This window comes from Ferrovibrio sp. GW821-FHT12E11, assembly GCF_058806975.1.
In genome coordinates this window covers 853948-866074 of sequence record NZ_JBXAQG010000001.1, presented here as the reverse complement: position 1 = coordinate 866074, position 12127 = coordinate 853948, and the positions used below count along the sequence as shown (strand labels likewise).

The following is a 12127-nucleotide window of genomic DNA, read 5'->3' as shown; positions in this document are numbered from 1 at the left end:
CTTCGCTCCTGAAGCGAAAAGAAACGGAATTAGGGTTCGACCGGGCCTTGGATGGCCGCTGACAGAGGCCCGCTGTTCAGCGGCCGCCCGTAAGTCGAAGCTGTAGTCGTAGCGTCAGGAGCAGCACCGCGTGAGACGCAGTGCGAAAGCTGGAGGCGTAAGTGTTTGGCGAGATGGACATGACAAACCGGACCGGTTGATGGACGACACACGCACTCTTCGGCGCCCCGACCCTGCTTACAGGATCGGGCAGCTAAGAAGGAGGATGTGTAGCCGGCGGGTTTTGTTCATATCCCCAACAAATTGCCAGTCTGCCGCGTCCGCGTCAAGTCGACCGTTGCCGCAACGCAAACGCACCAGTAATGTCCTCGCGTTTCAGGGACTTGGGCCACCATGGATCACAGGGGCCCGGGCCTGGTCTCCAGTCTGGGAAGAGGCGCATGAACAAGGTTTACCCGAATGCGAAGGCGGCGCTGGAAGGCATCGTCCGCGACAATATGATGGTGATGTGCGGCGGCTTCGGCCTCTGCGGCCTGCCGGAACGGCTGATCGACGCGCTGATGGACAGCGGCGTGAAGGGCCTGACCTGCGTGTCCAACAATGCTGGCGTCGATGGCGCCGGCCTGGGCAAGCTGCTGGAGACCCGCCAGGTCAAGAAGATGATCTCGTCCTATGTCGGCGAGAACAAGATCTTCGCCAAGCAGTATCTGGCCGGTGAGCTGGAACTCGAATTCAATCCGCAGGGCACCATGGCCGAGCGCATCCGCGCCGGCGGCGCCGGCATCCCGGCCTTCTTCACCAAGACCGGCGCCGGCACCCTGATCGCCGAAGGCAAGGAAGAGCGCATCTTCAACGGCGAGCGCTACATCATGGAGACCGGCCTGGTCGCCGACATCTCGCTGGTCAAAGCCTGGAAGGCCGACACCGCCGGCAATCTGGTCTACCGCAAGACCGCCCGCAACTTTAACCCCGCGATGGCCACCGCCGGCAAGATCACCATTGCCGAAGTGGAGGAACTGGTCGAACCCGGCCAGCTCGATCCCGACAATATCCATACGCCGGGCATCTATGTGCAACGCGTCATCCTGGGCGCGCCGTACACCAAGGTCATCGAAAACCGCACCGTGCGCAAGCGCGCCTGAGCCAAGAAGGAGACACAGATCATGGCTTGGACCCGCGATGAAATGGCCGCCCGTGCAGCGAAAGAGCTGAAGGACGGTTTCTACGTCAACCTCGGCATCGGCATCCCGACGCTGGTGTCGAACTACATCCCCGACGGCGTCGACGTTGTGCTGCAGTCGGAGAACGGCATGCTCGGCATGGGCCCGTTCCCCTATGAGGGTGAGGAAGATGCCGACCTGATCAATGCCGGCAAGCAGACCATCACCGAACTGCCGCATTCGAGCTTCTTCGGTTCCGACCAGTCCTTCGCGATGATCCGCGGCGGCCATATCGATCTGTCGATTCTGGGCGCCATGCAGGTGGCCCAGAATGGCGATCTGGCCAACTGGATGATCCCGGGCAAGATGGTCAAGGGCATGGGCGGTGCCATGGACCTGGTCGCCGGCGTCAAGCGCGTCGTCGTCGTCATGGAGCATAATTCCAAGGACGGCGAGAAGAAGCTGCTGAAGAAATGCGATCTGCCGCTCACCGGCGCCGGCGTTGTCGACATGGTGGTGACCGATCTCGCGGTCTTCACCATCGACCGCAAGGGCGGCGGCATGGTGCTGATCGAGCGCGCGCCCGGCGTGTCGCTGGAAGAACTGAAGGAAAAGACCGGCGCCGATTACACGGTGGCTGACAGCGCCAAGTAAGCGTCCGGCGTTTACGGAATGGAACGAGGCCCCGGCGGGCGACTGCCGGGGCCTTTTCATATCCTAGCGTCAACTGGACAGTCGGCGGCAAAGCGCTAGGCTGCCGGCAACACGGAGGTGTCGTGATGATCCGGAAGCTGCTGGCCCTGCTGGGCGTTGTCGTGGTGGCGCTCACCGCCGTCGTGCTTTACCGCACGATCACCTTCACGCCGCAGGCCTTGCCGGCCGTGCAGGCCTCCACCCATGCGGTCGATGGCAATGCGGTGGCCCAGCGCCTGTCGCAGGCCGTGCAGTTCGCCACCATCTCGGTGCAGCCGCCGGCCGTCGCCGATCCGGCCCCCTTCGAAGGCTTCATCGCCTGGCTGGAGACCGCCTATCCCGAAGCCCATGCGCAGATGAAGCGCGAGCGTCTCGGCGGCCACAGCCTGCTGTTCACCTGGTCCGGCAGGGACCCGGCGGCGCAGCCGGTGCTGTTGACCGGTCATTACGACGTGGTGCCGGTGATCCCGGGCACCGAGAAGGATTGGAAGCAGCCGCCGTTTGGCGGCGTGATCGCCGATGGCTATGTCTGGGGCCGCGGCACGCTGGACGACAAGGGCGCCATCGTCACCATGATGGATGCCGTCACCTTCCTCATCAAAGCAGGCTTCCAGCCGAAGCAGACGGTGTACCTGAGCTTCGGCCATGACGAGGAGGTCAGCGGCGAGCAGGGCGCCGCCGCCGTCACCGCGCATCTGAAAAGCCAGAATGTGCGGCTGGCCTGGACGCTGGACGAGGGCAGCTTCGTGCTCGACGGCATCGTGCCCGGCGTGGCGACGCCGACGGCCAGCATCAATATTGCTGAGAAGGGCTACCTGACGCTGGAGCTGACCGCCAGGGGCGCTGGCGGCCATTCCTCGATGCCGCCGCGCGAGACCGCGGTCGGCGTGCTGGCCTCGGCCCTGGTCAAGCTGCAGGCCGCACCTGTGCCGGGCGGCCTGGACGGCGTGACCCGCGACGTCTTCGAGGCGCTGGCCCGCAACATGTCGTTCGGCATGCGCCTGCTGTTCGCCAACCAGTGGCTGTTCGGCCCGCTGATCGAGAATCAGATGGGCAAGGCCCCCAGCACCAATGCCATGCTGCGTACGACAACGGCACCCACGATGCTGTCGGGCAGCATCAAGGAGAATGTGCTCCCCATCGAGGCGGTGGGCGTGGTGAATTTCCGCCTGCATCCGCGCGATACCGTGGAGAGCGTGATCGCCTATGTGAAAAAGACCATCGACGACGAGCGCGTCAGCATCGCGGTGAAGGGCACGGCCTCGAATGCCTCGGTGCTGGCCGGCACCGACACGCCGGCCTTCCGCGCCATGGCCGATGCGGTGCGGCGCAATTACGGCGAGGTGGTGGTGGCGCCCGGCCTCACCATCGCCGCCACCGACAGCCGGCATTACGGCCAGCTCACCGACAATGCCTACCGCTTCAACCCGATGATGATCACGCCGCAGGACCTCACCGGTTTCCATGGCACCAACGAGCGGCTGTCGGTCGAGAACCTGGTACGCGCCACCCGCTTCTATATCGATTTGTTGAAGACGGCCGCGAACTAATATCGTTGCATGGGCGGCGGGATCACCGGAGAATGGGGTGTCCAGACAGGGAGATGCCCCCATGCTCCGCCGCAGCCTTCTGCTTTCCGCCATCGCCGCACTCTGCGTCAGCACCGCGGCACTCGCCCATCATGGCTGGGGTTCGTATGACTCCAACACCGTGCTGACGCTCGATGGCACGGTGGCGGAGATCGATCCCAACAATCCGCATGGCGAACTGAAGCTGAAGATGCCGGACAAGACGTGGGTCGTCACGCTGTCGCCGCCGGCGCGCATGGCCAGCCGCGGCAAGCCGGTCACCGATATCAAGGTCGGCGACAGGGTGGTGGCGATGGGGTATCCCAGCCGGTCGCGGCCCGACGAGATGCGGGCCGAGCGCCTGACCCATAACGGCTTCACCGTCGAGCTGCGCTGACCGTGGAGCACACCGCCTCGCATCATCCCTGGCTGGTGGCGCTGGAGCAGTCGGTTGTCGGCGACACCATGCGCTCGTCGCTGATGCTCTATCCCGCCGTCGAGGTGCTGCATATTCTCGGCTTCGTGCTGCTGGTCGGCAGCATCGTCGGTTTCGACCTGCGCCTGCTCGGCCTGACGCGGTATTTGCCGGCCGGCGCTTACGCCCGCCATGCCGTGCCGCTCGCCATGCTCGGCTTTTTCATCGCCGCGCCGACCGGGCTTCTGCTGTTCACCACCGAGGCGACCAGCATCGCCGTCAACCCGGCCTTCCAGATCAAGCTCGTCTGCGTCGCCCTCGGCGTGGCCAATGCGGCGCTGTTCCATCTCGGGCCCTGGCGCAGCATGGACCTGTGGGGCGCCACGTCTTATGTGCCGGCGGCGGCGCGTGTCGGTGCGCTGCTCTCGCTGCTGGCCTGGTGTGGCGCGGTCATCGGCGGCCGTCTCATCGCCTATCTCTAGGCACGGCCTTTTTTCAGCCGCAATGCCAAACATCTGCTGCGGGTGCCCCGCGCCAGACGCATGCGGAGGGCCTGCGACAAAAACATGATCATGTCGACGAAGCGGAACTGCGCGGAACACGATTCCGTTTGATGCGCACCAGTTCGCGGAAAACAGCGGAACCTTATCTGCACAGCTTCGTTCCTATGTGCAGCCGGTCCACTCGCCATTCCCGACGGCTCATAAGGAGAAAAGCCATGATTGCGCGTCGTACATTCTTCACGTTATTTGCAGCATCCATTGCCGTTTCGTCGCTGGCCGCCTGCGCCAGCCGCAGCTATGCCGTCAGCGGCACCGTATCCTATCGCGAACGGCTGATCCTGCCGGCCGATTCCGTGATCGTCGTACGCCTCGACGACATCACCCGCGGCCAGGCCTATCCGGCCCCGGTTTCGGAGCAGCGCATCGTTCCGAACAGCGCCGCCGTCACCAGCTTCGCGCTGCCCTATGAATACGGCTCGCTCAATCCGAACGCGACCTATGTCGTGAATGCCTGGATCGAGCAGGGCGGCCGCGTGCTGTTCCGCAACACCAAGGTCTATCCGGTCGTGACCAAGACCGCGCCGAGCAGCAACATCAATGTTGAGCTGGAGCAGGTGGCGGCCGTGTTCGTGCCGCAGCCGGTGACCACCGTGCAGCCGGCGCCGGGCACCGTCGTGCAGCAGACCACCACCACGACCACCACGCCGAGCGGCGCCGTGATCGTGCAGCCGGCGACGACCGTTCCGGGCACCTATTACGTGCAGCCGGCTCCGGCCGCCGCCCCGGCCGGCACCGTGATCCTGCAGCCGTACCGGTAAACCTTCGGCGCGTTTGCGCTGATGTGATCGGGGCCCGTCTCCAGACCGGAGACGGGCCCCGGTTCTTTTCAAGGCCGTTTTAAGGGCAGGCGATTTCGCGGAAGCTGTAGATGCGGTCATCCGCCGGGGCGTAATCCACGCGCGGCTGGCTGTCCCTGGTGGCGCGCGACCATTCCGGCGAGATCGTGGTCTGGTAAGTCTGGCAGACCATGTGCCCGCCGCGCTGCTGGCGGAGATACTCCACCTTCGCGGCCCAGCGGCCGCTGGCATCCAGCAATTGCGTCTCGCCGTGAGCGACCGTGACCTGCCAGTGCAGCGGCGGGCCTTCGCTCGGGATCAGGGTCACCGGGCCGGGGCGTGGCGGCAGCATGACTTCGGCCGGCAGCAGATGCCCGCCCGGCAGGATCGTGCCGGCGCGGAAATACAGCGGCGGCGCCGGCGGCTCGTCGGCCAGAGCCGGGAGGGCCAGGGCGGGGAGGGCCAGCAGAAGCAGACAGACCAGGCGGCGCATGGCGCCAACTTACCAAGATCAGGACTGGTTGCGCAGCTTGTCCAGATGCGTGCGCGCCTTTTCCCGATGGACGTCGGTGATGCAGCCTTCCACCGCCTTGATGGCAGCCAGGATCACGGCGATGTCGTCGCCATAGCCGAAGGCGCCCAGGATATCCGGGATGAAATCCACCGGGACGACGAAATAGCCGAGCGCACCGAGCAGGATGGCTTTCGCGCCGGTCGGCGTCTTCGGATCGACGGCGGCGAAGAAGGCCGCCAGGAAGGTCTCGGCAAAGGGCAGATAGCCGATGGTCTTTTTCAGCTTGCGCCAGAAGCGCTTCGCCAGCCGCGGCTGCTCAATGGCCAGCCGCGCCGGATCGGCCGGCAGCTGATAGGTCGGGGGATTGGGGTCCAGGCTCACGCCAGCAATATGGGAAGCCCGGATCGGCGCTGCAAGCGGGGGCACTGCAAGCCGGGCGGCGCTATGCCATACTTCGGGCGAGGGGGCTCTCGACCGGACATGGAATTGCGCGCGCTTGTCATCTGCATGACGGCTGTGGTCATGGGGCTGTGCCACCCCGGCCAGGCGGCCGAGCGGCTGGCCCTGGTGACCGGCGAGGATTATCCGCCCTTTGCCGATCCGCGCCTGCCCGGTGGTGGCCTGGCCACCATGCTGGTGCGACAGGTGGTCGATCGGCTGGGGGCAACCGCGGGGGTCGATTTCCTGCCCTGGCGGCGCGGCTATGAAGAGACCCTGCGCGGTCGCTACGACGCCACGTTCCCCTATGTGCACACGCCCGACCGCGAGCGCGATTTCCTGTTTTCCGACGCGCTGATCCATATGCGGCAGGTCGTGTTCGTCGCAGCAGAGCGTCCCTTCGACTATCGCGCGGCGCGGGATTTGCGCGGCCGCCGCGCCTGCGTTGCGCTTGGCTATGCGCCACCGCGCGAATTGCAGACCATGATGGATCGCGACGAGGTCCAGCGCGTGACGCCCAGCAGCGCGGCGATGTGTCCCGGGCTGGTGGCCGCCGGCCGCGCGGATTTTTTCATCCAGGACGAGCGGATCGGCAATGCCCTGGTCGCCAAGATGGGCCTGGCGCCGGCCGTTGTCGCCATTCACGAGCCGCCGTTCGGCACCACCGATCTGTATGTCCTGGTGCCGCGCACCCGCCCGGATGCCGCCAGCCTGATCCAGCGATTTAACAAGGCCCTCGGTAGCTTGCGGGCCGATGGCGGCTACGACCGCCTGCTGCTGGACTGACGGTCCGATCATGGAAAATCCGGGCCTGCTGGTTTATAACCGCCGCCCGGAATAGTTACGATACATAACGATCAAAGGGAGTGAGTCCATGGATCTCAAGGGTGTTGGCGCCATCGTCACCGGCGGCGCTTCGGGTCTGGGCGCGGCCACCGCGCGCGAGCTGACCAAGGGCGGCGCCAAGGTTGCCATCTTCGACATGAATCTGGAGCTGGCCGAGCAGACCGCCAAGGAGATCGGCGGCGTGGCGGTGAAATGCGACGTGGCCGACGGCCCGGGCGGCGAAGCCGCCGTGAAAGAGGCGATCGCCAAGGTCGGTCCGGTGCGTGTGCTGGTCAATTGCGCCGGCGTCGGCACCCCGATGAAGGCGGTCGGCAAGGACGGCCCGGTGGCGCTGGAGAAGTTCATCAAGGTGGTGCAGATCAACCTGATCGGCACCTTCAACATGATCCGCCTGGTCGCGCATCACATGCAGCAGCAGCCCGAGATGGCCGACAAGGAGCGCGGCTGCATCATCAATACCGCGTCTGTCGCCGCCTTCGATGGCCAGATCGGCCAGCCGGCCTATGGCGCCTCCAAGGCGGGCGTGCATGGCATGACCCTGCCGCTGGCGCGTGAATTTGCGTCGTTTGGCATCCGCGTCTGCACCATCGCGCCGGGCCTGTTCGGCACGCCGATGATGTTCGCGCTGCCGCCCGAAGCGCAGGAGAGCCTGGGCAAGTCGGTGCCCTATCCGTCGCGGCTGGGCCGTCCGGAAGAATATGCCAGCCTGGCGCGCCACATCTGCGAGAACACCATGCTGAACGGCGAGACCATCCGCCTCGACGGCGCGCTGCGTATGGCGCCGCGGTAAGCGCGGGGCGACATCGCGAAGAGAAGCATGGGCATGGCCCCGCGCTGAACCACCGCACATCGTCATGCCCGGGCTTGACCCGGGCATCCCATTAAAAATGGGACCCGCGGATCAAGTCCGTGGGTGACAGTTATGAAGATAGGCCGCCGGCTCACCCCCCGGCGGCCGTTTTCTGGCCCTACAATTAGTTAGCCAATCGGCAAACTGTTCTTGACAGCTTCCGGCGCATCCATATAGTTAGCTATATGGCTAAGTATGATCCCGATCTCTCGCTGCTCTTCCATGCGCTGGCCGACCCGACCCGCCGGTCGATCCTGACCCGGCTGGCCGAGGAACCGGCGCGGGTCACCGATCTGGCCGGTCCCACGGGACTGCGGCTGCCCACGGTGATGCGCCACCTGTCCGTGCTGGAAGAGGCGGGTCTGATCTCGACCTCCAAGGATGGACGGACACGCACCTGCGCCATTGTGCCGGAGGCCCTCACCCCGGCGCGGACATGGCTGGAGGAACAGCGGGCCATCTGGGAAGGCCGGCTCGACCGGCTGGATGCATTTGTGATGACCGTGATGAAGGCACAAAAGGAATGACGCAGACCCCGGATTCAAATCGTTTTGCGACGCTGACCTTCGCGCGCGAGATGGCGGCGCCGGTATCGGTGCTGTGGCAGGCCTGGACGGCCCCGGCCGCGCGCAGCATTTGGGCCGCCCCCACGCCCGCGGTGACCGTGGAATTTCTGGAAGCCGACAGCCGGGTGGGCGGCCGCGAGGTCTCGCTCTGCAAGGTTGAGGGGCAACCGGATATCCGCTGCGAGGTTGGCTGGCTGGACATCCAGCCAATGCAGCGCAGCGTGAATTACGAGGTGGTGTCCTGCGAGGGCGTGACGCAGTCGGCCGCCCTGGTGACGGCGGATCTCTCAGGGACCGAGGAACGCAGCCGGCTGGTCGTGACGGTGCAGCTCTCTTCGCTGGCCGAGAATATGGAAGCGGGATACCGGCAGGGTTTCGGCGCGGGGCTGGACAATCTCGCCGCCGTGGCCGCGCGGACCATGGTGCTGGAGCGCGTGATCCGCGCACCGCGCAATCTGGTCTGGGCGGCGTGGATGAACCCCGAGACGCTGCCGCAATGGTGGGGGCCGGACGGCTATTCCTGCCGCACAGCGCGGATCGATCTGCGGGCCGGCGGCGAATGGGTCTTCGACATGATCGGGCCGGATGGCACGGTCTTCCCCAACCATCATCGCTATGGCGCGGTGCGGGCCGGGGAAAGGCTCGACTACACGCTGCACTGGGGCGAGAACGGGCCGAAACATGCTGATGCCTGGGCCGTGTTCGAGGATCAGGACGGCGCAACGAAGGTCACGCTGGGCATGGTGTTCAGCACGGCTGCCGAATTCCAGGCGGCCAAGGGCTTCGGCGCCGTGGAACTGGGACTGCAGACGCTGGGCAAACTGGACCGCTTCGTCGCATCCCGCTGAGGCGGAGCGGCATCGCAAAGAGACATCGGCGCAGGACGCCGCGCGGATATTCCTTTTGTCACCCTCGGGCTTGTCCCGAGGGTCCATCCCAATCATCCGAGGGTGACGTTTACAGAATTGATATAGAGGCCGCCGGTTCACCCCGGCGGCCGTTTCTTTGCTGAAACCCCGCCGTCTTCGGCCTTCGGAGGGGTGGCCAAGCCTTGCCCGGCCCGGCGATTCCCGCTACCCCTTGGGCCGACCATTTCCCACCCCAAGACGATGCATTTCCGGAGGATTTCCCTATGGCGCGCAAGAAAATCGCCCTGATCGGCGGCGGCAATATCGGTGGCACCCTGGCCCTGCTGGCCGGCATGAAGGAACTCGGCGACATCACCATCTTCGACGTGGTCGAAGGCCTGCCGCAGGGCAAGGCGCTCGACATGGCCCAGGCCGGCGCGGTCGAAGGCTTCGACGCCAAGCTGCGTGGCACCCAGGACTACAAGGATATTGCCGGTTCCGATGTCATTATCGTCACCGCCGGTGTGGCGCGTAAGCCCGGCATGAGCCGCGACGATCTGCTCGGCATCAACATCAAGGTCATGCAGGCGGTCGGCGCCGGCATCAAGGCGCATGCGCCGGACGCCTTCGTCATCTGCATCACCAACCCGCTCGACGCCATGGTGTGGGTGCTGCGCGAAGTCTGCGGCCTGCCGCATAACAAGGTGATCGGCATGGCCGGCGTGCTCGACAGCGCCCGCTTCCGTCACTTCCTCGCTGAAGAGTTTAATGTCTCGGTCAATGATGTGAACGCCTTCGTGCTCGGCGGCCACGGCGACACCATGGTGCCGCTGATCCGCTATTCCACCGTGGCCGGCATCCCGGTGCCCGACCTGATCAAGATGGGCTGGTCGACGCAGGAGAAGATCGACAAGATCATCCAGCGCACCCGCGACGGCGGCGCCGAGATCGTGGCGCTGCTCAAGACCGGCTCGGCTTTCTATGCGCCGGCCTCGTCGGCCATCGAGATGGCCGAGAGCTACCTGAAGGACAAGCGCCGCGTGCTGCCTTGCGCCGCCTGGCTCGACAAGGGCAAGTACGGCCAGACCGGCATGTATGTCGGCGTGCCGGTGGTGATCGGCGCCAATGGCGTGGAGAAGATCGTCGAGATCCAGCTCAATCCGGAAGAGCAGAAGATGTTCGAGCATTCGGCCAATGCCGTGAAGGGCCTGGTCGACGCCTGCAAGGTGATCGACCCGACGCTTGGTAAGTAAGGGCCTCGGCAAGTAAAACAAACCGAACACGTCATCCTCGGGCCCGACCCGAGGATCTCTCGCAGTTCTGCGGGAGATGGTCGGATCAAGTCCGACCATGACGACATGCTAGATTGATCAGCGGCGCGCCGTTTTCGTTTGAGAAGGCCCTCACCCTGACCCTCTCCCTTCGCCCGCGTCATCGGGGAGAGTTATACTGCCCAGCGCTAGAGGCTCTGCTTAAGGAGGAACGCCATGTCGGTCGAGGCCTCTTCTGACGCGAGCCAATTTGCCCCGTTTGCCGTCAGCAGCATGGGCTCTAAGATGGAGAGTAAAGGATCGCCTTGAAGTGATTGGCGGACCAAATCGGGGGGCATGCGCCCGAGCGTGGCGAGCAACCAGTTGGGATTGTTGCTGGCCTTTGTCGCCAAGATCAATTCCTCAATGGCGGCTAGGCTCCCGATGACGCGAAGCGCTTCTGAGGCTGCCGGCGCGCGTCGCAGATCGCCTTCGCGCAGCATGTCAATAAGGGTGCGGATTACTTGGCGCGGCGCATCATTTCCAAACGCCACGATGGCATGGTAGCCGACATTCTCTTCCTCATCCGCGATGAAGGGGAGTATGTCGGCATAGGAACGCACGCCTGCCTTGCCGAGGCCCCAGACCGCAGCCTGCCGCCGCTCATCCTGGCGAAAAAGCGTGTTGCTTGCCGCTTCCAACAGAGTATCGCGCGCGAAGGTGTCTTTCAGCTCGCTGAGGATGAGAATGGCTTCCATGCTGAGGTCGATGCGTTCGCCTTCGAAAAGTGCTCGTCTTACGGCAGCGCGCCCCTTGTTCGAGCCAATCGCGGCGGCACTTCCGGCAGCTTCCAGCGCGACACGCGCTTCTTCTTCGATGTCCAAGTGGCTTTCGAGAGCTGGGAGGGCGGTGCCATGAAGGTCGACTCGAAAGCGCAGTGCTTTAACAGCAGCGAAGCGGTCGGTGGCGTTCGCGGCATCCAGGCTGCCTAGAGGGTCGTAGACATTCGCCAAGTAGCTTGTCAGGTCAGCCAGCCCCGACGGCGTTCCCGCGAGGATGCTACTGCGACTTTGGAAGCGATCACCGGCCAAGACGTAAGGAACTTTACCTTTAAGCAGGAACGATTGCTTTCGAGCCGGTTGCCCGTCTCCCTCCATGATTGCTGTGATCTTCTCGGCCGTGACCTCCTGAACCTCGCCAGGCCTGGTTGGGACAGTGGCGGGCCAAGTTCGGTCGCGCTCAGCGCCTTCCGATGCCGACTTGGCTGGGCCAAGAGCTGACGTTGCTACGGAATCTCGCAATGATTTGACGGTGAAGTAAGCGGCTTTATCAGATGGAATCAGTCCATTGCCGCCGTCTCGACATGCGATGAGAGCAATCACGTCTTCGTCGCGCATGCCTGCATCCCAAGCGCGTTCGGGATTATTGGGTGCGTCGCTCATGCGGATTTTGAGATCACTTTTCGCGCGAATTTCCACGCGTAGCCCAGTGCGAATGCACAGCGCATCCGGCAGGCGCAGCCGCTTCACCTTCGTTGCCCAAATCTTGTTGGATGTGCCGTAGCGCTCCAACTCAATAGGCTCGAAGCCAATTTCGCGGAGTTCGTCGGTCACCTGCCGGGCGCCGAGTGCACCCATCGT

14 protein-coding genes are annotated in these 12127 nt (G+C 64.5%); 11 read left to right on the top strand and 3 right to left on the bottom strand.

Annotated features, from left to right (window positions below; all coding sequences use genetic code 11):
* The first annotated feature begins 440 nt into the window (after positions 1-440).
* From AC1ROT_RS04315 to AC1ROT_RS04290, 6 genes are all read left to right on the top strand, one after another.
* Positions 441-1142 (top strand): CoA transferase subunit A, encoded by a 702-nt coding sequence (locus AC1ROT_RS04315; protein WP_492969868.1) that lies wholly within the window; start codon positions 441-443, stop codon positions 1140-1142.
* Between the two features lie 21 nt (positions 1143-1163).
* Positions 1164-1814 carry a 3-oxoacid CoA-transferase subunit B gene (locus tag AC1ROT_RS04310; RefSeq protein ID WP_492997375.1) on the top strand — a complete coding sequence of 217 codons (651 nt, stop codon included), beginning with the start codon at positions 1164-1166 and terminating at the stop codon, positions 1812-1814.
* 125 nt (positions 1815-1939) lie between these two features.
* Positions 1940-3403: a M20 family peptidase gene (locus tag AC1ROT_RS04305; protein WP_492997374.1), complete on the top strand. Its 1464-nt coding sequence runs from the start codon at positions 1940-1942 to the stop codon at positions 3401-3403.
* Positions 3404-3464: 61 nt separating this feature from the next.
* The gene (locus tag AC1ROT_RS04300; protein WP_492997373.1) at positions 3465-3818 is read left to right on the top strand and encodes a DUF6152 family protein; all 354 of its coding nucleotides are present in this window, start codon (positions 3465-3467) and stop codon (positions 3816-3818) included.
* Between the two features lie 2 nt (positions 3819-3820).
* A complete protein-coding gene (locus tag AC1ROT_RS04295) occupies positions 3821-4318 on the top strand; it encodes a hypothetical protein (protein ID WP_492997372.1) in 498 nt (165 codons plus the stop codon).
* A 236-nt stretch (positions 4319-4554) separates the two neighbouring features.
* Complete coding sequence (locus AC1ROT_RS04290; protein WP_492997371.1) at positions 4555-5157, top strand: YbaY family lipoprotein; 603 nt, start codon at positions 4555-4557, stop codon at positions 5155-5157.
* A gap of 79 nt (positions 5158-5236) precedes the next feature.
* Here AC1ROT_RS04290 and AC1ROT_RS04285 read toward each other — a convergent pair whose 3' ends face one another.
* Positions 5237-5668, bottom strand: a complete 432-nt coding sequence (locus tag AC1ROT_RS04285) for a hypothetical protein (protein WP_492997370.1) — start codon at positions 5666-5668, stop codon at positions 5237-5239.
* Positions 5669-5686: 18 nt separating this feature from the next.
* On the bottom strand, positions 5687-6070 hold the full coding sequence (locus AC1ROT_RS04280) for a YkvA family protein (protein ID WP_492997369.1): 384 nt from the start codon (positions 6068-6070) through the stop codon (positions 5687-5689).
* A 105-nt stretch (positions 6071-6175) separates the two neighbouring features.
* On the opposite strand from AC1ROT_RS04280, the gene AC1ROT_RS04275 reads away from it, so the two are divergent.
* The 5 genes from AC1ROT_RS04275 (at position 6176) to mdh (ending at position 10490) form a co-directional block, all read left to right on the top strand.
* Positions 6176-6913 (top strand): substrate-binding periplasmic protein, encoded by a 738-nt coding sequence (locus AC1ROT_RS04275; protein ID WP_492997368.1) that lies wholly within the window; start codon positions 6176-6178, stop codon positions 6911-6913.
* A gap of 88 nt (positions 6914-7001) precedes the next feature.
* Positions 7002-7763, top strand: coding sequence for a 3-hydroxyacyl-CoA dehydrogenase (locus AC1ROT_RS04270; protein ID WP_492969877.1), 762 nt, complete (start codon positions 7002-7004; stop codon positions 7761-7763).
* Positions 7764-8008: 245 nt separating this feature from the next.
* On the top strand, positions 8009-8350 hold the full coding sequence (locus AC1ROT_RS04265) for an ArsR/SmtB family transcription factor (protein ID WP_492969878.1): 342 nt from the start codon (positions 8009-8011) through the stop codon (positions 8348-8350).
* Positions 8347-9237: an SRPBCC family protein gene (locus tag AC1ROT_RS04260; RefSeq protein WP_492997366.1), complete on the top strand. Its 891-nt coding sequence runs from the start codon at positions 8347-8349 to the stop codon at positions 9235-9237. Before AC1ROT_RS04265 ends, AC1ROT_RS04260 begins: the two co-directional genes overlap by 4 nt.
* A gap of 284 nt (positions 9238-9521) precedes the next feature.
* Entirely contained in the window at positions 9522-10490 is a 969-nt protein-coding gene (gene mdh / locus AC1ROT_RS04255; protein ID WP_492997364.1) for a malate dehydrogenase, read from the top strand.
* A 206-nt stretch (positions 10491-10696) separates the two neighbouring features.
* Here mdh and AC1ROT_RS04250 read toward each other — a convergent pair whose 3' ends face one another.
* Positions 10697-12100 (bottom strand): HEAT repeat domain-containing protein, encoded by a 1404-nt coding sequence (locus tag AC1ROT_RS04250; RefSeq protein WP_492997362.1) that lies wholly within the window; start codon positions 12098-12100, stop codon positions 10697-10699.
* Positions 12101-12127 lie beyond the last annotated feature (27 nt).

Bases quoted from the DNA above. Each gene is read 5' to 3' on its own strand.
- AC1ROT_RS04315 (WP_492969868.1), top strand. From the start codon at position 441: ATGAACAAGGTTTACCCGAATGCGAAGGCGGCGCTGGAAGGCATCGTC.
- AC1ROT_RS04310 (WP_492997375.1), top strand. From the start codon at position 1,164: ATGGCTTGGACCCGCGATGAAATGGCCGCCCGTGCAGCGAAAGAGCTG.
- AC1ROT_RS04305 (WP_492997374.1), top strand. From the start codon at position 1,940: ATGATCCGGAAGCTGCTGGCCCTGCTGGGCGTTGTCGTGGTGGCGCTC.
- AC1ROT_RS04300 (WP_492997373.1), top strand. From the start codon at position 3,465: ATGCTCCGCCGCAGCCTTCTGCTTTCCGCCATCGCCGCACTCTGCGTC.
- AC1ROT_RS04290 (WP_492997371.1), top strand. From the start codon at position 4,555: ATGATTGCGCGTCGTACATTCTTCACGTTATTTGCAGCATCCATTGCC.
- AC1ROT_RS04285 (WP_492997370.1), bottom strand. From the start codon at position 5,668: ATGCGCCGCCTGGTCTGTCTGCTTCTGCTGGCCCTCCCCGCCCTGGCC.
- AC1ROT_RS04270 (WP_492969877.1), top strand. From the start codon at position 7,002: ATGGATCTCAAGGGTGTTGGCGCCATCGTCACCGGCGGCGCTTCGGGT.
- AC1ROT_RS04265 (WP_492969878.1), top strand. From the start codon at position 8,009: ATGGCTAAGTATGATCCCGATCTCTCGCTGCTCTTCCATGCGCTGGCC.
- AC1ROT_RS04260 (WP_492997366.1), top strand. From the start codon at position 8,347: ATGACGCAGACCCCGGATTCAAATCGTTTTGCGACGCTGACCTTCGCG.
- mdh (WP_492997364.1), top strand. From the start codon at position 9,522: ATGGCGCGCAAGAAAATCGCCCTGATCGGCGGCGGCAATATCGGTGGC.